The organism is Gordonia sp. 34D (assembly GCF_056682775.1).
In genome coordinates this window covers 1174324-1195214 of record NZ_CM155293.1, presented here as the reverse complement: position 1 = coordinate 1195214, position 20891 = coordinate 1174324, and the positions used below count along the sequence as shown (strand labels likewise).

At 63.8% G+C, this 20891-nt stretch carries 20 protein-coding genes; 18 read left to right on the top strand and 2 right to left on the bottom strand.

Annotated features, from left to right (window positions below; genetic code table 11):
- Positions 1-3: 3 nt before the first annotated feature.
- Together AC1L34_RS05495 and aroB are read left to right on the top strand one after the other, a co-directional pair.
- Positions 4-507: a shikimate kinase gene (locus AC1L34_RS05495; protein WP_424296574.1), complete on the top strand. Its 504-nt coding sequence runs from the start codon at positions 4-6 to the stop codon at positions 505-507.
- Positions 508-514: 7 nt separating this feature from the next.
- Positions 515-1630: a 3-dehydroquinate synthase gene (gene aroB / locus AC1L34_RS05490; RefSeq protein ID WP_424296576.1), complete on the top strand. Its 1116-nt coding sequence runs from the start codon at positions 515-517 to the stop codon at positions 1628-1630.
- A 287-nt stretch (positions 1631-1917) separates the two neighbouring features.
- Here the strand turns inward: aroB and AC1L34_RS05485 are convergent, their stop codons facing one another.
- Entirely contained in the window at positions 1918-2397 is a 480-nt protein-coding gene (locus AC1L34_RS05485; protein WP_424322449.1) for a B-4DMT family transporter, read from the bottom strand.
- A gap of 58 nt (positions 2398-2455) precedes the next feature.
- On the opposite strand from AC1L34_RS05485, the gene AC1L34_RS05480 reads away from it, so the two are divergent.
- The 10 genes from AC1L34_RS05480 to pyrF all read left to right on the top strand — a co-directional run bounded on the left by AC1L34_RS05480 (position 2456) and on the right by pyrF (position 13671).
- Entirely contained in the window at positions 2456-3565 is a 1110-nt protein-coding gene (locus AC1L34_RS05480; RefSeq protein WP_424322448.1) for a M24 family metallopeptidase, read from the top strand.
- Between the two features lie 31 nt (positions 3566-3596).
- Positions 3597-4160, top strand: coding sequence for an elongation factor P (gene efp / locus AC1L34_RS05475; RefSeq protein ID WP_424295451.1), 564 nt, complete (start codon positions 3597-3599; stop codon positions 4158-4160).
- Positions 4161-4269: 109 nt separating this feature from the next.
- The gene (gene nusB, locus AC1L34_RS05470; RefSeq protein WP_424295453.1) at positions 4270-4719 is read left to right on the top strand and encodes a transcription antitermination factor NusB; all 450 of its coding nucleotides are present in this window, start codon (positions 4270-4272) and stop codon (positions 4717-4719) included.
- Positions 4720-4872: 153 nt separating this feature from the next.
- Positions 4873-5358, top strand: coding sequence for a bifunctional pyr operon transcriptional regulator/uracil phosphoribosyltransferase PyrR (gene pyrR, locus AC1L34_RS05465; protein ID WP_480035313.1), 486 nt, complete (start codon positions 4873-4875; stop codon positions 5356-5358).
- Positions 5355-6380, top strand: coding sequence for an aspartate carbamoyltransferase catalytic subunit (locus tag AC1L34_RS05460; protein ID WP_424295455.1), 1026 nt, complete (start codon positions 5355-5357; stop codon positions 6378-6380). Before pyrR ends, AC1L34_RS05460 begins: the two co-directional genes overlap by 4 nt.
- Positions 6380-7693 (top strand): dihydroorotase, encoded by a 1314-nt coding sequence (locus AC1L34_RS05455; RefSeq protein ID WP_424295456.1) that lies wholly within the window; start codon positions 6380-6382, stop codon positions 7691-7693. Before AC1L34_RS05460 ends, AC1L34_RS05455 begins: the two co-directional genes overlap by 1 nt.
- On the top strand, positions 7690-8268 hold the full coding sequence (locus tag AC1L34_RS05450) for a PH-like domain-containing protein (RefSeq protein WP_424295458.1): 579 nt from the start codon (positions 7690-7692) through the stop codon (positions 8266-8268). The genes AC1L34_RS05455 and AC1L34_RS05450 overlap by 4 nt, the downstream gene beginning before the upstream one ends.
- Positions 8265-9497: a glutamine-hydrolyzing carbamoyl-phosphate synthase small subunit gene (carA, locus tag AC1L34_RS05445; protein WP_424295459.1), complete on the top strand. Its 1233-nt coding sequence runs from the start codon at positions 8265-8267 to the stop codon at positions 9495-9497. Before AC1L34_RS05450 ends, carA begins: the two co-directional genes overlap by 4 nt.
- Positions 9497-12850 carry a carbamoyl-phosphate synthase large subunit gene (gene carB / locus AC1L34_RS05440; RefSeq protein ID WP_424323672.1) on the top strand — a complete coding sequence of 1118 codons (3354 nt, stop codon included), beginning with the start codon at positions 9497-9499 and terminating at the stop codon, positions 12848-12850. Before carA ends, carB begins: the two co-directional genes overlap by 1 nt.
- A complete protein-coding gene (gene pyrF / locus AC1L34_RS05435; protein ID WP_424295463.1) occupies positions 12847-13671 on the top strand; it encodes an orotidine-5'-phosphate decarboxylase in 825 nt (274 codons plus the stop codon). The genes carB and pyrF overlap by 4 nt, the downstream gene beginning before the upstream one ends.
- 75 nt (positions 13672-13746) lie before the next feature.
- Here pyrF and AC1L34_RS05430 read toward each other — a convergent pair whose 3' ends face one another.
- Positions 13747-14814, bottom strand: coding sequence for an alpha/beta fold hydrolase (locus AC1L34_RS05430; RefSeq protein ID WP_424295464.1), 1068 nt, complete (start codon positions 14812-14814; stop codon positions 13747-13749).
- Positions 14815-15084: 270 nt separating this feature from the next.
- Between AC1L34_RS05430 and mihF the strand changes: the two genes are divergently transcribed.
- From mihF to AC1L34_RS05400, 6 genes are all read left to right on the top strand, one after another.
- Positions 15085-15399 (top strand): integration host factor, actinobacterial type, encoded by a 315-nt coding sequence (mihF, locus tag AC1L34_RS05425; protein ID WP_006894812.1) that lies wholly within the window; start codon positions 15085-15087, stop codon positions 15397-15399.
- Positions 15400-15401: 2 nt separating this feature from the next.
- The gene (gene gmk / locus AC1L34_RS05420; RefSeq protein WP_424295467.1) at positions 15402-16022 is read left to right on the top strand and encodes a guanylate kinase; all 621 of its coding nucleotides are present in this window, start codon (positions 15402-15404) and stop codon (positions 16020-16022) included.
- 1 nt (position 16023) lies between these two features.
- Entirely contained in the window at positions 16024-16323 is a 300-nt protein-coding gene (rpoZ, locus tag AC1L34_RS05415) for a DNA-directed RNA polymerase subunit omega (protein WP_424322445.1), read from the top strand.
- A 6-nt stretch (positions 16324-16329) separates the two neighbouring features.
- Positions 16330-17625, top strand: coding sequence for a bifunctional phosphopantothenoylcysteine decarboxylase/phosphopantothenate--cysteine ligase CoaBC (gene coaBC / locus AC1L34_RS05410; protein ID WP_424295470.1), 1296 nt, complete (start codon positions 16330-16332; stop codon positions 17623-17625).
- Entirely contained in the window at positions 17622-18836 is a 1215-nt protein-coding gene (gene metK / locus AC1L34_RS05405) for a methionine adenosyltransferase (protein ID WP_424295471.1), read from the top strand. Before coaBC ends, metK begins: the two co-directional genes overlap by 4 nt.
- Positions 18837-18950: 114 nt before the next feature.
- Positions 18951-20891: a primosomal protein N' gene (locus AC1L34_RS05400; protein WP_424295473.1), complete on the top strand. Its 1941-nt coding sequence runs from the start codon at positions 18951-18953 to the stop codon at positions 20889-20891.

Sequence of the window (20891 nt, the reverse complement as noted above, 5' to 3'; positions counted from 1 at the left end):
CCGATGGGGTCGGGAAAGTCGACGATCGGTCGGCTTCTGTCCCGCAAGCTCGGAGTGACGTTCGTCGACACCGACGACGAGATTGAACGCCGTTCCGGCAGAAGGATTTCCACAATCTTCGCCGAGGATGGCGAAGCCGGTTTCCGGGCGCTTGAGGCCCGCGTCGTGACCGACGTTCTCGCCAGCTATGACGGCGTGGTTTCGCTGGGCGGCGGGGCCGTCATGACCGAAGCCATTCGCACCGCGCTGGCTGGACACCGCGTGATTTACCTGAAGCTCAGCGCGGAAGCCGGATTCGCGCGGGTCGCGTCGTCGGATCGTCCGTTACTGGCTGATCCGGATCCCGCGGGTCGCTACGCCGCGTTGCTGCAGCAGCGCGAACCAACCTATCGCTCGGTCGCTGCCTTCGAGGTGGCTGCCGATCGAGAACCGCACGTCGTCATCGACGACATCCGCGCCCAACTGGAACTAGAAAACCGCCGTGGGTCGCACCGAGTTGAGGAGTGAAGTAGATATGACCGAAGCCGAACCGGTGAAAGTGGCTGTTCGCGCGGCCCACCCGTACGAGGTAACGATTGGCCGCGGCCTCCTCGGCGATGTCGCCGAGGCCGCCAAGGGTGCCGATCGTGTCACGATCATCTACCAGCCAACGCTCAAAGAGACAGCCGAGCAGATCCGTCAGTTCCTCGCCGACCGCGGCTTTGATTCGCACCGCGTGGAGATCCCCGATGCTGAGGCTGGCAAGGATCTTGAGGTGGCCGCCTTTTGCTGGGAGGTTTTCGGCCGAATCGGCATGATGCGTAACGACAAGGTGATCAGCCTGGGTGGCGGTGCGGCCACCGACCTCGCCGGCTTCGCAGCAGCCACGTGGATGCGCGGCATTGGCATCATCCACGTCCCGACGACGCTGCTGGCGATGGTTGATGCCGCAGTTGGCGGCAAGACGGGCATTAACACCGACGCGGGCAAGAACCTGGTGGGCTCGTTCCATGAACCGGACGCCGTCCTCGTCGACCTGGCGACGCTTGAGACTGTGCCGCACAACGAGATCGTCGCCGGTCTGGCCGAGGTCATCAAGTGTGGATTCATTGCCGACCCGGAGATTCTGGACATCATTGAGGCCGATCCGGCCGCCGCGATGGACCCGAAGGGGACTGTCCTGCCCGAGCTCATCCGCCGCGCCGTGCAGGTGAAGGCCGACGTGGTTTCGGCGGACCTGCTGGAGTCGTCGCTCCGGGAGATCCTCAACTACGGGCACACGCTCGGCCACGCGATCGAGCGTCGTGAGCAGTACAAGTGGCGTCACGGTGCAGCGATCTCGGTCGGCATGGTGTTCGCTGCGGAGTTGGGCCGTTTGGCCGGTCGTCTTGACGATGCAACTGCCGACCGTCATCGCACCATCCTGGAACTGGTGGGACTTCCGACGAGCTACGACGAGGACGCTCTTGCTGATCTGTTGAAGACAATGTCGGGCGATAAGAAGAACCGCTCGGGCATGTTGCGCTTCGTCGTCCTGGACGGTTTGGGTAAGCCCGGTCGCCTTGAAGCCCCGGACCCGACCCTGATCGCCGCGGCCTACTCGGCCGTCGCCGCTGGCGGCAAGAAGGGCTCCGCCCCGATCATGCTGTAGCCCGCAGCGCGCCAAGCGGCAATTTCCGCTTTTCTGTCACGATTCGACCAAGCCGTCACCAATCACCTTGATTGGTGACGGTTTTGTCGGTTCACGACGACATGCGGTGTCGGAAACGCAGACGGTAGGTTCTGGGCGTCGCACATTTCTGACGCAAGACGCGGCCGCGGACCGACACAGCCGACACCGATCAGCGTATTCGGTGACGGCTTGGTCGAATCGTGACAGAAAAGCGGAAAGACGAGGGCCGCGTAGAAGATCTACGCGGCCCTCGTCTTCTGTGGCTATTAGGCGGTGGCGAGCTCGGTGGTCTTGGCGTCCTCGAGCTTCTGTTCAGCCTTGCGCTGGTCGCGGCGGACAAAGAATCGGCCGAGGGTCGCACCGAAGAAGGCGGGCACGTAAATCAGCAACGTGATGAACGACAGTCCGGCAGTCATCTCAATCCAGAACGACGCCTGGCCGATCCCGTTGAGCCAGAAAGTGCCGAGGATCCAGCACACCAGGCAGGAGACGAAAGCGGCGAAGACTGCCGCCTTGAGCCAGCGGACCGTGAGGTCGGTGTATTCGTCGGGGTCATCGTGGGCGCGGGCATCCTTGATGCCGTCGAGACCGCCCCAAACAATGGCGACCAGCACAACGGCCAGAATGGCCAACCAGCGGCCGAGGGGAGAGGACAACGGTGCGGAAATCACCACGACACCCAGAAGAATACGGGCGACGATATGCACAATTGACATTACGACGCCACGCAGTAGCCACGAACTCATGCGAGAACCATAACTGGCACAACCCGTGTTCAACAACGTAGACATGCAGGAGAGCAGCATGAATGCCCAACGAAGAGCCCATCTTGCCGACCGACTGAGCGACGCTGACGGACCCTCCTCAGTCGACGCGATTCTGGTATCGAACCTGGTCAACGTGCGTTACCTCACAGGGTTTACCGGAAGTAATGCAGCCGTCATTGTGTGGTCTGGGAGCGCTCCAGCACCCGCGGGCCGGATCTGCACTGACGGCAGATACGTGTCGCAAGTTGCCGCGCAGGTCCCCGACTTGGAAGCGGAAATTGCCCGCAATTGCCCCGAGGCGCTACTCAAATGGGCCGTGAGCGTGAAACCTCACGCCCGGATCGGCGTCGAAGGAAATGCGATGACCATTGCCGAGTTCGCTGATCTGGAAGAACTCGCCCGAGAACTCGGAGCGCAACTCGTTCTGCGGCGCGGAACCGTCGAAGAACTGCGTGAAGTAAAAGACGCCGACGAAGTGGAATTCATCACGTCGGCATGTGCCATCGGGGACCAGGCACTGGCTTCGCTCATCGACCGAGGAATCATCGCGCCCGGTCGTACCGAGCGGGAAGTGGCCCGCCACCTGGAGTGGGAAATGTACGCCCTCGGCGCTGACGCCATCGCTTTCGAGACCATTGTCGCAGCGGGGGCCAATTCGGCGATCCCGCATCACCGGCCCACCGATGCGGTACTTGCCGTTGGTGACCTGGTCAAGATGGATTTCGGGGCGGTGCGACACGGGTATCACTCCGACATGACGCGGACCTTTGTCCTCGGCGAACCCGACGACTGGCAGCGGGAAATCTACCGCGTGGTGCAAGCCGCGCAACAGGTCGGCCGCGATGCCCTAGTGCCGGGTGCCAAACTGTCCGACATCGATGGCGCAGCGCGTCGTGTCATCGCCGACGCCGGGTACGGCGAGTACTACGTCCACGGTCTCGGACATGGTGTTGGCCTGCAGATCCACGAAGGTCCAGGAATCGGGGCCGCTGCGGGCGGTACACTGCGTGACGGCGCAACGGTCACCGTAGAGCCCGGTATTTATCTTCCCGGGCGCGGCGGTGTGCGGATCGAAGACACCCTGGTTGTCTCCGACTCCGGTCCGCGATTGCTCACGACCACACCACGGGCGCTCCGCGTCCTATAAATACGACCCCGACTTCCTCAGGAGAATACTTATGGCGTCGACTGCCGACTTCAAGAATGGCCTCGTCCTCAAGATGGAGGGCCAGCTCTGGCAGATCCTGGAATTCCAGCACGTCAAGCCGGGCAAGGGCCCCGCCTTTGTGCGTACCAAGATCAAGAACGTCCTGTCGGGCAAGATCGTCGACAAGACGTTCAACGCGGGCGTCAAGGTCGAGACCGCGACCGTTGACCGCCGCGACATGACTTACCTCTACAACGATGGCTCCGACTTCGTTTTCATGGACAGCGAGAGCTTCGAGCAGATCAACATCGCACCGGAGACCGTCGGTGGCGGCGCACAGTTCCTCCTGGAGAGCATGAAGGTCCAGGTTTCGATGCACGAGGGCGTGCCGCTGTCGGTGGAACTGCCCGTGACCGTCGAACTGATCGTTCAGCACACGGATCCGGGCCTGCAGGGCGACCGCTCCACCGGTGGTAGCAAGCCAGCCACGCTGGAGACCGGCGCTGAGGTCTCGGTGCCGCTGTTCATCAACACCGGTGACAAGCTGAAGATTGACTCGCGTGACGGTAACTACCTCGGCCGCGTCAACAACTGATCGTTTTTTCCGGAATTAGCACGCCAGCAGCGGCCCGTCGCGCGGGTAGACTGACGCGACGGGCTTGCCTCTGCAAGCTCCTTAAGACAACAAAGGCAATTCGACTCTCGTGAAGAAACCCGGTACTCGCCACAAGGCGCGCAAACGCGCGGTGGACCTGCTGTTTGAGGCGGAAGCCAAGCACTGCAAGGCCACCAAGCTGATCGAGCAGCGGCGTGAGATTTATCCGACCGACGACAGCGTTGGCCGGATGTACGACTACACCGTGCGCGTGGTCACCGGGGTGACGGCCGACTCGGCGCAGGTCGATGCGGTGATCGAATCGCATTTGGAAAACTGGAAGCTGCAACGACTCCCAGCTGTCGACCGCGCCATTTTGCGGTTGGCGGTCTGGGAACTGCTCTACGCAAACGATGTCGACATCGACGTCGTGATTGACGAGGCCGTGGAGATCGCGAAAGAGCTCTCAACCGACGATTCGCCAGCATTCGTCAACGGTGTGCTGGGTCGGGTCGCCGAATTGGCACCTCAGGTTAGAGCCGCAGCGTCAGCGGAGTAAACTCCCAAACCGTAAGCTTTAAGAAGAAGATTTTCCTTTAACGATCCGTCCTGTGAGGCGGAGAAGGAGGTCGACTTGGCTACGCCGGTCGATGGTGCGCGCCCGCAGCGTGTGTTGCTTGACGATTCAGACGTCAGCCGCACGGTGGCCCGGATGGCGCATCAGGTTATTGAAAAGACCGCCCTGGACGGGACGGCCGCCAAACGCGTTGTGCTCATCGGAATCCCGACGCGCGGCACCTCGCTCGCTGTCCGTCTCGCCGACCGCATCGCCGAATTTTCCGGCGTCCAGGTCCCGACCGGATACCTCGATATCACCCTGTACCGCGATGACTTGCGCGCCAAGCCGCATCGCCCGCTGGAGCGGACTCTGGTCCCCGAAGGTGGCGTCGACGGTGCGCTCGTCATTCTGGTCGACGACGTTCTGTTCTCCGGCCGCACAGTTCGGGCGGCGCTCGATGCGCTTCGCGATCTGGGTCGGCCGGCTGCGGTGCAGTTGGCGGTCCTGGTTGATCGTGGCCACCGTGAACTCCCGCTCCGTGCGGACTACGTCGGTAAGAACATTCCGACCTCGCGTGAAGAAGATGTCGAAGTCCATCTCGCCGAACACGACGGTATCGACGAGGTGGTCCTTCGATGAAGCACCTGCTCTCTGCCGCGGATCTAAGCCACGACGACGCGATCGACATTCTCGACGAGGCACAACGCTTCGAGCAGGCACTCGCCGGCCGCGAGGTCCGGAAGCTGCCCACTTTGCGCGGGCGGACCGTCATCACGGTCTTCTACGAGAACTCCACCCGCACGCGCGTCTCTTTTGAGGTCGCGGCTAAGTGGATGAGCGCCGACGCAATCAACGTCAGTGCATCGAGCTCGTCGGTCAACAAAGGTGAATCGCTCCGCGACACCGCCAAAACGTTGCGCGCCCTCGGCGCCGACGCCCTGATCCTGCGCCATCCGGAGTCCGGCGCGGCCGCTCAGGTGGCTCGTTGGACCAACGACGGAAGCGACGTGACGGGGCTGCCAACCACCGGGCCGTCGGTCATCAATGCGGGCGACGGCACTCATGAGCATCCGACGCAGGCACTGCTCGACGCGTACACAATGCGTCAGCGGCTCGGTAGCCTCCAGGGCCGCCGCGTGGTGATTGTCGGCGACATCCTGCACTCGCGCGTGGCCCGATCGAACGCCCATCTTCTCGCGACGCTCGGGGCCGAAGTGGTCCTGGTGGCGCCGCCGACGTTGCTGCCTACGGGCGTGGAGACCTGGCCCGTTCGGGTCGGCACCAGCTTGGACGCCGAACTGCCCGCAGCCGACGCCGTCATGATGCTGCGCGTCCAGGCGGAGCGAATGAACGGTGGGTTCTTTCCCAGCACCCGCGAGTACGCCGTGCGGTACGGGCTGTCGAACGCGCGGATGTCGCTGATGCGCGACGACGCGGTGGTCTTGCACCCCGGACCGATGCTGCGCGGCATGGAAATTGGCTTCGGCGTTGCCGACGCCCCCCAAGCGACGGTCCTCGAACAGGTCCGAAACGGCGTCCATGTCCGCATGGCGGTTCTCTTCCGCCTGATCGCGGGTGCCGACTCGACCGATCCCGATCCTCATTCATTGACCAGCACGTCACCACACGCGTCAACTGACGAAGTCCAAGGAGAGAGCTAGTGTCCGTCACCGGTTCGGTTTTTATCACGAATGTCCGACCCTACGGTGATGATTCTCCAGTGGATGTAGCCGTCGTTGACGGCGTCATCACGGAGATCGGCGCAGGCCTGACCGCCCCCGAAGGCGCGGCGACGGTCGACGGTCGCGGGGGAGTGCTGCTGCCCGGCTTCGTGGACCTGCACACGCACCTGCGTGAGCCCGGCCGCGAAGATACCGAAACCGTAGAGTCCGGGTCCCGCGCAGCAGCGCGCGGCGGCTATACCGCCGTCTTCGCGATGGCCAACACCGCGCCCGTCGCCGACAACGCGACCATCACCGATCACGTGTGGCGACTGGGACAGGAAGTCGGCCTGGTCGACGTCCATCCGGTCGGCGCAGTCACCGTCGGATTGGCCGGCGAACAACTCGCCGAAATGGGCATGATGGCCGATGGCGTCGCCCAGGTGAAGCTCTTCAGCGACGACGGTAAATGCGTTCACGACCCGGTCATCATGAAACGGGCGCTCGAATACTCGAAGGGCCTCGGCGTCCTGATCTCCCAGCATTCGGAAGATCCTCGCCTGACTGTTGGGGCGGTCGCGCACGACGGTCCGACCGCCGCGCGTCTCGGCCTGGCGGGTTGGCCGCGGGCCGCCGAAGAATCCATCGTGGCGCGCGACGCCCTGCTCGCTCGCGATGCAGGCGCACGTGTGCACATCGCGCACGCTTCGACTGCTGGCACCGTGGAACTGCTCCGCTGGGCACGCGGTCAGGGAATCGATATCACCGCCGAAGTGACCCCGCATCACCTTTTGCTCGACGATTCGCGGCTGGAAACCTACGACGGCATCAACCGGGTGAACCCGCCACTCCGCGAAGCTACCGACAAGGTAGCTCTCCGTGCGGCGCTCGCCGAAGGCATCATCGATTGTGTTGCCACGGACCACGCGCCGCACGCCTCGCAGGAGAAGTGCTGCGAATTCTCGAAGGCCCGTCCGGGCATGCTCGGCTTGGAGACCGCCGTCTCGATCATTGTGGACACGATGGTGAATCCGGGTCTGCTCGACTGGCGCGGGGTGGCGCGAGTGATGAGCGAGCGGCCAGCGCAGATCGTCGGCCTGGACGACCAGGGCCGCCCGATCGCCGTCGGTGAGCCTGCGAACCTGACGATCATCGACCCCGACGGCGAATGGGTTGTCCGCGGCGGTGACCTCGCCAGCAAGTCTGATAACACTCCCTACGAGGAAATGGTGTTGCCGGGAACCGTGCGGGCCACCGTCTTGCGTGGGCGCATCACCGCGCAGCGCGCTGCCGGAAACGGGGACTGGGCATGAACAACAACTTCCTCTACTACGTGATGATCACGATCATTGCGTTAGGCGTGTGGCTGATCCTGGTGGCGTTGGTGTTGCGTGGATGGCGCAATCGTGGACGTCGCCAGGAAGCCGAAGTCGGCCACTTCCCGACCGTGCCCGACGATTTGGGCGAACGCCTCCGCGGCCCGCACACCGGCCTCTATGTGGGGAGCACGCTGGCACCGAGTTGGCAGAACCGGATCGCGGTCGGTGACTACGGCGACCGCGCAACCGCTGAGCTTTCGGCCTACCCGGCAGGGTTGCTCTTGGCCCGCAACGGCGCCAGCGACATCTGGATTCCCGAGGAGTCGATCGTCGCGGTACGCACCGAGCGAGGCCTCGCGGGCAAGGCGATGAGCCGCGACGGGGTCCTCGTGATCCGTTGGACCCTTCCGTCCGGCACGCAGGTCGATTCGGGTCTGCGCGCCGACGATAAGACGGTGTACCCGGAGTGGGTGGCCGCCTACGACGAGATCACCGAGAAAGCTTTCCGCGAGCTCGAAGAAGCGGATGAAGAACACAAAACTAGCACCGAGAAGAAGGACGAAAAATGAGTAAAGCGGTGATAGTGCTGGAGAACGGCCAGGTGTTCACCGGGCAGGCATTTGGTGCCACCGGCGCGACCTTGGGCGAGGCAGTCTTTTGCACGGCCATGACCGGCTACCAGGAGACGCTGACCGACCCGAGTTACCACCGGCAGATCGTGGTGTCGACCGCCCCGCAGATCGGTAACACCGGCTGGAACACGGAAGACAGCGAGAGTCGTCTCGGGAAGCGTTCGGAAGTTCGCTGGGTCCCCGGAACTACGAGTGATGGCACCTACAAGAAGTGGTCCGCCGACTTCATTGACCGCCGCGACCCGGGCAAGATCTGGGTTGCCGGCTATGTGGTCCGCAACCCAACCCGACGAGTCTCCAACTGGCGTGCGAGCTCTGCGCTTGAAGACGAACTGATCAACCAGAACGTTGTCAGCATCGCCGGGGTCGACACCCGCGCCCTCGTGCGCGTTCTCCGCGACTCCGGTGCCATGCGTGCAGGCATCTTCTCCGGCGATGCCCTCGGCAGCGTTGACGAGATGGTCGAAACCGTTCGCTCGCAGCCTTCCATGGCGGGTGCCGATCTGGCCGCACAGGTCAGTACCGCCGAGCCGTACATCGTTGAGGCTGCCGGCGGCACACCGCGCTTTAAGGTCGCCGCCCTCGATCTCGGTATCAAGGCCAACACTCCGCGAATGCTCGCCGCGCGCGGCGTCGAGGTGCACGTGCTGCCCAGCAACGCTACCTACGCCGACGTTCGCGCTGTCGGTGCCGACGGCTTCTTCCTGTCGAACGGCCCGGGCGACCCGGCGACCGCCGACGCCGCCGTCGCGCTGACCAGCGAAGTGATCGACGCGGGCTTGCCGACCTTCGGCATCTGCTTCGGTAACCAGATCATGGGTCGCGCTTTCGGTCGCAGCACCTACAAACTCAAGTTTGGTCACCGCGGCATCAACATCCCGGTCATGGACACGGCCACCGGTCGCGTCGCGATCACCTCGCAGAACCACGGCTTCGCCCTCGAAGGTGAAGCGGGCGAAGAGTTCGATACCGACCTCGGTCGCGCTCGTGTCTCGCACGTGTGCGCCAACGACGGTGTCGTCGAAGGCGTGGAACTGATGTCCGGCAAAGCCTTCTCGGTGCAGTACCACCCCGAAGCCGCCTCGGGGCCGCACGATGCCGCCAACCTCTTCGACAAGTTCGTCAACGTCATGGAGACCTCCGCTTCGGAAGGAGCACGCTCGTAATGCCACGTCGTACCGACATTTCCCATGTCCTGGTCATCGGGTCCGGCCCGATTGTCATCGGACAGGCCTGCGAATTCGACTACTCGGGCACCCAGGCGTGCCGCGTGCTGCGCTCGGAAGGCTTGCGCGTCTCGCTGGTCAACTCCAATCCGGCGACCATCATGACCGACCCGGAATTCGCCGACGCCACCTACGTCGAGCCGATTACTCCGGCGTACATCGAGAAGGTCATCGAGACCGAAGCCGCCGCCGGGCACCCGATCGACGCGGTCCTCGCCACCCTCGGCGGCCAGACCGCCCTCAACGCGGCGGTCGGACTGCACGAACAGGGCATCCTCGCCAGGCACAACATTGAACTCATCGGTGCCGACTTCGACGCCATCCAGCGCGGTGAAGACCGTCAGATGTTCAAGGACATCGTGACGAAGGTCGGTGGCGAGAGCGCGCGCTCGGCCGTCTGCCACACCATGGAGGAAGTCCACGCGACGGTTGCCGATCTGGGCTATCCGGTGGTGGTCCGCCCGTCGTTCACCATGGGTGGCCTCGGCTCCGGTCTGGCGTACGACGAGGCTGACCTCGACCGCATTGCCGGTGGCGGCCTCGCCGCCTCGCCGACCGCGAACGTGCTGATCGAGGAATCGATCCTCGGTTGGAAGGAGTTCGAGCTGGAACTGATGCGCGACAACAAAGACAACGTTGTCGTCATCTGCTCCATCGAGAACGTCGATCCAGTTGGCGTGCACACCGGTGACTCGATCACCGTCGCCCCGGCGATGACCTTGACCGACCGCGAGTTCCAGGTGATGCGTGATCTGTCGATCGCCATCATTCGCGAAGTGGGCGTCGATACCGGTGGCTGCAACATCCAGTTCGCCCAGGATCCCACCGACGGTCGTCTGATCGTGATCGAGATGAATCCGCGTGTGTCGCGGTCGTCGGCGCTGGCGTCGAAGGCCACCGGCTACCCAATCGCCAAGATGGCCGCAAAGTTGGCCATCGGCTACTCGCTCGACGAGATCATGAACGACATCACCAAGGTCACGCCCGCAGCGTTCGAGCCGGCTCTGGACTACGTCGTCGTCAAGGCCCCGCGTTTCGCGTTCGAGAAGTTCCCGGGTGCCGATGACACGCTCACGACGACCATGAAGTCGGTTGGCGAGGCCATGAGCCTGGGCCGCAGTTACGCCGAAGCCTTCGGCAAGGTGATGCGGTCGTTGGAGACGAAGGCCGCCGGTTTCTGGACCGAGGCTGATCGCCCCGACCCGGCCACCGTCAACATCGATGAACTCCTCGCTGAGGTCAAGGTGCCGCGCGACGGTCGGATGTACCAGATCATGCTGCTGCTTGAAGCCGGTGCCACGATTGAACAGATCTACGAGGCCACCGGCATTGACCCGTGGTTCCTCGCCGAGATGGCCGCGGTCGCCGACATCGGCCACGCCGTCCGGGATGCCGAGGTGCTCGACGATGAACTGCTTCGCGTGGCGAAGAGCAACGGACTGTCGGACCGCCAGATTGCGGCGCTGCGTGCGGCGGGCGGCGACGAAACGCTCGCTGACGAGGACTCGGTCCGCGAGTTCCGAACAGGTATGGGCGTGCGCCCGGTCTACAAGACCGTCGACACCTGCGCGGCCGAGTTCGAGGCCAAGACGCCGTACCACTACAGCACCTATGAACTCGATCCGGCAGCCACCAGCGAAGTGGCCCCGCAGACCGAGCGCCCGAAGATCCTGATTCTAGGTTCGGGACCGAACCGCATCGGACAGGGCATCGAATTCGACTACTCGTGCGTGCATGCGGCCATGACGCTGTCGGAAGCCGGGTATGAGACCGTCATGGTGAACTGCAACCCGGAAACTGTCTCGACGGACTACGACACCGCCGACCGTCTCTACTTTGAGCCGTTGACCTTCGAGGATGTTCTCGAAGTCTTCCACGCGGAATCGCAGTCGGGCACCGTCGCCGGCGTTATCGTCCAGCTTGGTGGACAGACCCCGCTTGGCTTGGCCGCACGGCTGGAAGCTGCTGGCGTCCCGATCGTCGGTACCAGTCCGGCAGCGATCGACCTCGCCGAGGACCGTGGTGAGTTCGGCAAGGTGCTCATGGAGGCCAACCTCCCGGCACCGAAGTTTGGCACCGCAACCACCTTTAAAGGTGCGCGCGATATCGCCGCAGGCATTGGTTACCCGGTCCTGGTTCGACCGTCGTATGTCCTCGGTGGCCGCGGTATGCAAATCGTGTACGACGAGGAGTCGCTCCAGACGTACATTGCGAACTCGACTGAGATCTCCGACGACCGGCCGGTGCTGGTTGACCGGTTCTTGGAGAGTGCTGTCGAAATCGACGTTGACGCCCTGTACGACGGCACCGACATCTACATCGGTGGCGTCATGGAGCACATCGAAGAGGCCGGGATCCACTCCGGCGACTCCGCCTGTGCGCTGCCGCCGATCACCCTCGGTGCCGACGTTATCGAGCGCGTGCGCGTCTCCACGGCTGCCCTGGCAAAGGGGCTCGGTGTTCGCGGCCTGATGAACGTGCAGTATGCCCTGGCCAATGACGAGCTGTATGTGCTGGAAGCGAACCCGCGTGCGAGCCGCACCGTGCCATTCGTCTCCAAGGCGACTGCCGTCCAGTTGGCGAAGGCCTGTGCCCGCGTGATGGTCGGTATGTCTATCGCCGAACTGCGCACCCAGGGCATCCTGCCAGCCGAGGGTGACGGTTCTACCGTGAACGAGAAGGCGCCGATTGCGGTCAAGGAAGCGGTGTTGCCTTTCAATCGGTTCCGTCGCATCGACGGCGGCGGTGTGGATTCACTGCTGAGCCCGGAAATGAAGTCGACGGGCGAAGTCATGGGTCTCGACGCCGACTTCGGTCGCGCCTTCTCCAAGTCGCAGGAAGGTGCCGGGGGAGCGTTGCCTCGCTCGGGCACGATCTTCGTGTCGGTCGCCGACCGCGATAAGGCGTCGATCATCTTCCCGATCAAGCGTCTCGCCGACCTGGGCTTCACGGTCCTGGCAACCGGTGGCACCGCAGAGGTGTTGCGTCGCAACGGTATTGAGGTCCAGACGGTACGCAAGTATTTCGAGGCCAAGGAAGGTGAGCGCACCGTGATCGATGCGATCGCCGCACGCGAAGTAGACCTCATCATCAATACGCCGTTCGGTACCGCCGGTCCGCGTGTGGATGGCTATGAGATCCGCGAGGCCGCAATCTCCGCGACCGTGCCGTTTATCACCACGGTGCAGGGGGCCGGTGCCGCTGTTCAGGGCATCGAAGCCGCGATCGGTTCGACGATGAGTGTGCGGTCGCTGCAGCGGTGGCACGCCGATATGGCATCGGGCCGCAAGTGAGCGACCCGGGATTCGGCACACCCTACCGTCTCGCGGTGGCTGAGCGGGGACGGCTGTGCGCGGGGATTGACCCGCACGCGGCTCTCCTTGAACAGTGGGGCCTGCCGGTCAGCATCGATGGCCTACGAGCCTTCGCTGATGCCTGCGTGGAAGGGCTAGCGACAACGGCTGCGGTCATTAAGCCGCAGGTCGCGTTCTTTGAGGTCTTCGGGTCCGCTGGTTTTGCGGTCCTCGAAGACGTCATCGCCCGCTGCCGGGAGGGGGGCGCGATTGTCCTTGCTGACGCCAAACGCGGCGATATCGGTTCGACGATGGCCGCGTACACCGCGGCCTGGCTCGACGATGCCTCGCCGCTGTGCTCGGATGCGGTAACGGTGTCGCCGTACCTGGGGTTCGGGGCGCTTGACCCGGCCGTCACGAAGGCCCGGGAAACCGGCCGCGGAGTGTTCGCGCTGGCACGTACCTCGAATCCGGAGGGACGCGACCTGCAGATGGCCGACGCCGGCGGTCGTAGCGTTGCACAGTCGATCGTCGACGCGGCGGCCGCAGTGAATGCTGACGGCTCCGGAACGGTAGGCGTCGTGGTCGGGGCCACCCGCGAGCACGGGTTGGACTTGTCCGCGCTAGCGGGACCAATCCTGTCTCCCGGGTTGGGTGCACAGGGTGCTACCGCAGCCGATCTGGCCGCGATTTTTGCTGGCTCGGATCTGTCGTGGGTGCTGCCTGCGGCGAGTCGCAGTATTCTCCGGGCGGGACCCGATCCCACCGCACTTGCGGCCGCTGTTGAGGCCACCCGCGATGAGATTGAAGCTGCGCTCTAACGCTAACGCTTGACCCCCAAACACCGCCGCCCGTGACCACTATCCGGTCACGGGCGGCGGCGTAACGGCTTCTCGCTACATCGATGAGATCTTGTCACGGAACGCAGCGATAGCGGGCCACGTTTCACCTTCGGCGACGGCACCGGTCAGGAGCCCCAAATGACTCGTCTCGACGGTATGGAACTCGGTGTGCACCGACTCGCTGAAGAGCTCAAGGCCGTGCTCTGCGGCCCCGTGACTGACGATCGCGTCGCGGTGTGAGCCGACCATGAAGATGGGTGCGGTAATCGACTTCAAGTCGACCGTGATGCCATCGAAATGCACAGTGCCCTGGGCGATCTCGTCACGCACGATCAAGTTCACCAGCATCTGTTCGCTCGCCCTACCGGGGTAGCCCGGGAGCGACCCCTGGAACCGGTCAATCACCTGCATGCGCATCAGGGCTTCCTCGTTGTTGAGGTTCTGCAGAATATACTGCGGCTTCTTCAATTCGCGGTCCCACGACGTCGCACGGTAGGCGAGTCGGACGGCAAACGACGGGATGCCGCCAAGGGCGCGGATCGCATACGTCAGCGGACGCCCATCGGTCGGTGCGAGCAGTTTCTTCACCAGGGGATAGGGCTCAATCTTTTGATAGTTCAGGGGAGTCCCGACGGTGATCACTGACCGAATCGGAAGGTCACGCTGGGCGCCTGCCGTCAGCAGCGAGAGTGTGCCGCCGAGGCTCCAGCCCATCAGATCCACCGAGTCCGAGCCTGCGCGGAAATCGTCGACAACCTCGGCAATTGCCCGCGGCACGATGGTGTCGAAGTAGTCCTCGAAACCCATGTTGCGATCGCCATAGCCGACATCGCCGAAGTCAATGACGTAGGGCACGGTCCCGATACCGAGCAGGAATTCCACCACGGAGTTCGCCGGGTCGACGCCAGATGCCAAGTCATAGCAGCGGGCGGGTACCGCCAGCGGCGGCACGAGCAGCACCGGGACCTGCCCGGCATCGCGGGCGGCCTGCAACTGGCTGGCCGACCCGTAGCGCGACAACCGCGCGTGGGGGCGACTGGAGAGTTCAATGCGCTCAGTCGTTTCCGACGGTGCCAGGTCATTCGTCAACACGCGCGCCAGTGTTCGCAGGTCATTCAGCATGGAGCAAAACGCTACCTTGCCACCCGGCGTTGGCAGTAAACGCATGACCTCGGTCGGACCCAATCGAAGGCGCGCCGGGGGTATTCGACCGACATCATCCGTGCAACGGGTACGGTTTGTGCTGGTCCGCTTGCATGGGACTCGGTGTTGAGCGCTACGCTGGACCCGATTCGCTCGTACGGGCTTCGCGCCCCGAGGCGGAAATACACGAGACGTTCGTATAGCGTCCCGTGGACAAACCGAACTGTACAAACGAAAGACGGAGGAACCGTGGCTCTTCCCCAGTTGACCGATGAGCAGCGCGCAGCAGCACTCGAGAAGGCTGCCGCCGCTCGCCGTGTGCGCGCCGAGTTGAAGAACCGCCTCAAGAGTGGCGGAACCAACCTGCAGCAGGTGCTCGCCGACGCCGAGAACGACGAGATCCTCGGCAAGATGAAGGTCTCCGCGCTCCTCGAGGCTCTGCCGAAGGTTGGCAAGGTCAAGGCGCAGGAAATCATGACCGAGTTGGAGATCGCGCCGACCCGTCGCGTCCGCGGCTTGGGTGACCGCCAGCGCAAGGCACTGCTCGAAAAGTTCAGCTCCTGAGCGTGACTCGGGAACAAACCCGACGGAGGGGCCGACTAGTCGTACTGGTCGGCCCCTCGGCCGTCGGAAAGTCGACGGTTGTTGCGCGCTTACGTGAACTACTCCCAAACCTGTGGTTCAGCGTTTCGGCAACGACCCGCGATCCGCGACCCGGAGAGGTCGACGGACGTGATTACCGCTTTGTGAGCCGCGCCGAGTTTGACGCGATGATCGATGCCGGTCAGCTGCTTGAGTGGGCCGATATCCACGGCGGCCTGCAGCGTTCGGGCACCCCAGCGCAACCGGTCCGCGATGCCCTCGACGCCGGACTGCCGGCTTTGCTCGAGGTGGATGTCGTGGGCTGTCGCAACGTTGTAGAAGCGATGCCCGAAGCGGTGACCGTGTTCCTAGCCCCACCAAGTTGGGATGTTTTGGTGGAGAGACTGACGGGACGAGGCACCGAATCCCGGGAGGCAATCGAGCGCCGACTGGAGACCGCGCGAGCTGAAATGGCCGCGCAGGGGGAGTTCCAACACGTCGTAGTTAATGACGATGTCGACGGGGCGGCCCAACAGTTGGTAAACTTGCTGGTTGGGCCAGCACTGCAAGACCAAGACCAGGCCAAAACTGCGCAGGAGATGTGAGTTGAGTACTCAGACCGAGACCGTATCGAACGACGTTGTGGACGAGGCGGTCTACGACACACCTCTGGGTATCACCAACCCGCCCATCGATGAGCTGCTGGAACGCGCCTCGTCGAAGTACGCACTGGTGATCTTCGCCGCTAAGCGTGCGCGCCAGATCAACGACTACTACAACCAGCTCGCTGAGGGCATCCTTGAGTACGTCGGTCCCCTCGTTGAGCCGGGTGTCCAGGAGAAGCCGTTGTCGATCGCGATGCGTGAGATCCATTCGGACCTCCTTGAGCACACCGAAGGCGAATAGGCACCGGTGTCCAAAGCGCACATCCTGATCGGTGTGGGCGGCGGTATTGCCGCATACAAGGTGTGCTCGGTAATTCGGCACTACAAAGAAGCCGGCCACGATGTTCGCGTCATGCCTACCAAGGCGGCGTTGAACTTTGTTGGTGCGGCCACCTTTGAGGCGCTGTCGGGCAACCCGGTCAGCACCGACGTCTTCGACGATGTCGATCAAGTTGCCCACGTGGCACTTGGTCGACAAGCCGATTTGGTGATTATTGCCCCGGCAACCGCCGATCTGATGGCTCGTGCCGCTGCTGGCCGCGCCGACGACCTGCTGACCGCGTCATTGTTGACGGTCAGCTGCCCGGTGGTCTTCGTCCCCGCGATGCACACCGAAATGTGGGAGCACCCGGCGACGGTCGCGAACGTGGCGACCCTCCGAGAACGCGGCGTGACCGTGATGACGCCGGCGTCGGGCCGGTTGACCGGGTCCGACACCGGAGCTGGCCGCATGCCCGAGCCGTCGGAGATCGCCGCCATCGGTGACCTCCTGCTCGACCGCGCCGACGCACTCCCATACGACCTGCATGGTGTCCGGATGCTTATCAGTGCCGGCGGCACACGCGAGGCTCTCGATCCAGTCCGCTACCTCGGCAATCACAGTTCGGGTAAGCAGGGCTACGCCCTCGCCCGGGCTGCGGCCCAGCGCGGGGCTACCGTCACCCTCGTTTCGGGTGCGACCAGCAATCCCGGTCAGCCTGCCGCCGTCGACATAGTCAACATCGACTCGGCGCGCGAACTGGAAGCGGAAATGACCCAGCGTGCGCCCGAAGCCGATGTGGTCATCATGGCTGCCGCCGTCGCCGACTTTCGGCCGGTGTCGGTAGCCGGGGCCAAGATCAAAAAGAAGGGCTCAGATGGGCCCGCACCGATCGAACTCGACACCAACCCCGACATTCTGGCTGGACTGGTCCGCGGCCGTGCCGACGGTGCTATCCCGGAAAAGACCATCATTGTCGGCTTTGCTGCCGAGACGGGCGACGCTGACGGCGGGGTACTCGATCATGGCCGAGCAAAACTCCGCCGAAAGGGTTGTGACCTGCTTGTCGTTAACGCCGTCGGTGGCGGCAAGGCGTTCGGCACCGAGGACAACACCGGTTGGCTGTTAACCGCTGACGGACACGAGACCGGTCTACCTTTTGGCTCAAAAACCTTGATGGCGAGCAGAATTCTTGACGAAGTAGCTTCTCTCGTGCCAGATGTAACAGCAACAGAAACCGCTGCAACGCAATCGCGTGCCGACTACCCCGAGAGGAACCGATGAGCGCATCCGCGTCCCGGCTATTTACGAGCGAATCTGTCACAGAGGGGCACCCCGACAAGATTTGTGATGCGATTAGCGACTCGATCCTTGACGCGATGCTCGCCAAAGATCCGAAGGCCAAGGTTGCCGTCGAGACCCTCGTTACCACCGGCCAGGTGCACGTGGCGGGCGAGGTCAGTACCTCCGCCTACGTCGATATCCCGACAATCGTGCGCGACCGCATCCTCGAAATCGGTTATGACTCCTCAACCAAGGGTTTCGATGGTGCATCGTGCGGCGTCAACATCGCCATTGGTGCGCAGTCTCCGGAGATCGCCCAGGGCTTGACTGAGTCGCATGAGGCTCGCACCGGCGGCGTCGAAGACGACATCGACCAGCAGGGTGCAGGCGATCAAGGCCTCATGTTCGGCTATGCCAGCGCAGAAACGCCCGAACTGATGCCACTGCCGATCGCGTTGGCTCATCGCCTGTCACGCCGACTCACCGAGGTTCGTAAGAACGGCGACCTGCCGTACCTGCGTCCGGACGGCAAGACTCAGGTCACCATCGAGTACGCCGGCGACATCCCGGTTCGTCTCGATACCGTTGTCATTTCGACCCAGCACGCCGCTGATATCGGGATCGACACCATGCTGGCCCCTGATATTCGTGCCAACGTTCTTGAACCGGTGTTCGCAGACCTGGATCTGCCGGTACCGCTCGATACCAGCAACCCGCGTCTGCTGGTCAACCCGACGGGCAGTTTTGTCCTGGGCGGACCCATGGGCGATGCAGGCCTCACCGGTCGCAAGATCATCGTCGATACCTACGGCGGCATGGCTCGCCACGGTGGTGGCGCATTCTCGGGTAAGGATCCGTCAAAGGTTGACCGCAGTGCGGCGTACGCGATGCGCTGGGTGGCGAAGAACGCGGTTGCCGCGGGTCTTGCCGACCGCATCGAGGTGCAGGTTGCCTATGCGATTGGTAAGGCGGCACCGGTGGGCCTGTTCGTCGAAACTTTCGGAACCGAAAAGGTCGACCCCGGCACCATCCAGAAGGCCATTTCCGAGGTCTTCGACCTGCGCCCGGGTGCCATTATCCGTGACCTGAATCTGCTGCAGCCGATCTACGCGCAGACCGCCGCCTACGGCCACTTCGGTCGTACCGACATCGACCTGCCGTGGGAGCGCACCGGGCGTGTCGACATGCTGCGGTCGGCAGCCGGTCTGTAATCGGCGGCTAGCAATCGCTCTGGAATCGTCATAGCTGAGGATTCGTCGGCCCCGAAGCCGGCGCGCAATCAACGGGTCGCTGCCTCGCAGCGGCCCGTTGCTCGCGTTCTACCCATGCTGGGGTTGGCTCACCTGGATCGACCTTTCGACTACCTCGTCGACACCAAATTTGACGCCGACGCGCAGCCTGGGGTGCGGGTGCGCGTGCGGTTCGCCGGTCGGCTCGTCGACGGCTTTCTGTTGGAACGGCGTGAGCGGAGCGAGCACCAGGGCAAGCTCTCGTGGCTTGACCGCGTTGTTTCACCCGAGCGGGTATTGACCGCTGAGCTCGCCGAACTCTGCCGCAGCGTGGCCGACCGCTACGCCGGGACCATGCCCGACGTACTGCGGTTGGCGATCCCGCCGCGTCACGCCCGCGTTGAAAAAGAGGCCGCGAACTGCAACGTTCCGCGTCCGATCGAAGTCCCACCGCAAGACGGTTGGGCCGCCTACGATGCGGGCCGTGACTTTATTGAGGCGACGGTCGACGGGGGACACCCCCATGCCGCCTGGCAAGCGTTGCCGGGTGAAGACATCGCGGCCAGGTTGGCCGAACTCGCTGCCGAGGTGGCGGCCGCGGGCCGTGGCGTGGTGATTGTCGTACCCGATCAGCGCGATTTGGACCGAGTGGAAGCGGCCTGCGCCGAATTGCTCGGTGACTACTGTGTGACGCTGGCTGCGGGTTTGGGACCCACCGCCCGTTACCGACGTTGGTTGTCGGTGCTGCGGGGACAGGCACGGGTCGTGATCGGCACGCGAAGTGCGATCTTTGCGCCCGTCGTGGATGTCGGTCTGATTGTTGTCTTCGACGACGGCGACGACAGCCTCAACGAGCCGAGATCGCCGTATCCGCATCCGCGCGAGGTCGGTGTACTGCGCGCGCACGCGGCCGGTGCCGCCCTGATGGTCGGCGGTCATTCGAGAACTGCGGAGGCGCAGGCTCTCGTCGAATCCGGGTGGGCTTTTAATATCACCGCACCGCGTGCCGCCATTCGTGCAGCCATGCCGCAAATCGATGGATTGTCTGACGAAGACCGTCGCGTGGCTGGCGATCCACTCGCGCGGTCGGCCCGGATCCCGGACCTGGCGTTCGATGCGGCCCGCCGCGCGTTAGCCGCTGACCTCCCCGTCCTGTTCAGCGTGCCGCGACGCGGTTATCTGCCCTCGGTGGCGTGCGACCGGTGCCGCACCCATGCACGCTGCCGTGCCTGCAACGGCCCGATCCTAATGAACGACCGCGGTGACCTTGCCTGCCGCTGGTGCGCCCGACCGGAAAGTCGGTTCATTTGCCCGGTCTGCGCCGGAACACGAGTGCGCGCCTTGATGATTGGTGATCGTCGGACCGCGGAAGAGTTGGGGCGGGCGTTCCGGAACACGCCGGTTGTCACCTCGTCCGGCGACAAGATCGTCAACGAAATTCCGGCGGGGTCGCGCGTAGTAATCGCCACACCGGGGGCGGCGCCACGCGCGCCGGACGGCTACGGCGCAGCCATTTTCCTGGACACCTGGGCGCAACTTGATCGCGAAGACCTGCGTGCCGCAGAAGAAGCCGTGCGGGCCTGGATGGCAGTGGCCACCCTCGTCCGTCCCCGCTCCGAGGGTGGGCGAGTGGTGATCGTCGCCGAGGCCACCAAAGCTCCGGTTCAGGCCCTGATTCGCTGGGATCCGGTGGGATTCGCCGCACGGGAAGTGAGCCAGCGACTAGAACTCGGTTTCCCGCCTGCCGTGACCATGGCGTCGATTGACGGGCCTCCCGACGCTGTCGCCAATTTCCTCGAACTGTTAGAACTGCCACCCGAAGCCGAGGCCCTCGGTCCCGTCCCACTTCCGGCTGGCGTCCGACGCCCCGCCGGATTGGCCGAGTCGGGACCGGCCGACCGCATGTTGCTGCGGACTCCGCGCAGCGCCGGCCGGGAGTTGGCCCAAGCACTACGTGCGGCGCAAGCCTTGCGAAATGCGCGGCACGACGACACCGCGGGCATCCGCGTCCAAGTTGATCCCCCTACGATTGGTTGA

What these genes read in the sequence shown, in the direction of transcription:
- AC1L34_RS05495 (WP_424296574.1), top strand. Translation starts at nt 4, where the DNA reads ATGGGGTCGGGAAAGTCGACGATCGGTCGGCTTCTGTCCCGCAAGCTC.
- aroB (WP_424296576.1), top strand. Translation starts at nt 515, where the DNA reads ATGACCGAAGCCGAACCGGTGAAAGTGGCTGTTCGCGCGGCCCACCCG.
- AC1L34_RS05485 (WP_424322449.1), bottom strand. Translation starts at nt 2,397, where the DNA reads ATGAGTTCGTGGCTACTGCGTGGCGTCGTAATGTCAATTGTGCATATC.
- AC1L34_RS05480 (WP_424322448.1), top strand. Translation starts at nt 2,456, where the DNA reads ATGAATGCCCAACGAAGAGCCCATCTTGCCGACCGACTGAGCGACGCT.
- efp (WP_424295451.1), top strand. Translation starts at nt 3,597, where the DNA reads ATGGCGTCGACTGCCGACTTCAAGAATGGCCTCGTCCTCAAGATGGAG.
- pyrR (WP_480035313.1), top strand. Translation starts at nt 4,873, where the DNA reads ATGGCGCATCAGGTTATTGAAAAGACCGCCCTGGACGGGACGGCCGCC.
- AC1L34_RS05460 (WP_424295455.1), top strand. Translation starts at nt 5,355, where the DNA reads ATGAAGCACCTGCTCTCTGCCGCGGATCTAAGCCACGACGACGCGATC.
- AC1L34_RS05450 (WP_424295458.1), top strand. Translation starts at nt 7,690, where the DNA reads ATGAACAACAACTTCCTCTACTACGTGATGATCACGATCATTGCGTTA.
- carA (WP_424295459.1), top strand. Translation starts at nt 8,265, where the DNA reads ATGAGTAAAGCGGTGATAGTGCTGGAGAACGGCCAGGTGTTCACCGGG.
- carB (WP_424323672.1), top strand. Translation starts at nt 9,497, where the DNA reads ATGCCACGTCGTACCGACATTTCCCATGTCCTGGTCATCGGGTCCGGC.
- AC1L34_RS05430 (WP_424295464.1), bottom strand. Translation starts at nt 14,814, where the DNA reads ATGCTGAATGACCTGCGAACACTGGCGCGCGTGTTGACGAATGACCTG.
- metK (WP_424295471.1), top strand. Translation starts at nt 17,622, where the DNA reads ATGAGCGCATCCGCGTCCCGGCTATTTACGAGCGAATCTGTCACAGAG.
- AC1L34_RS05400 (WP_424295473.1), top strand. Translation starts at nt 18,951, where the DNA reads ATGCTGGGGTTGGCTCACCTGGATCGACCTTTCGACTACCTCGTCGAC.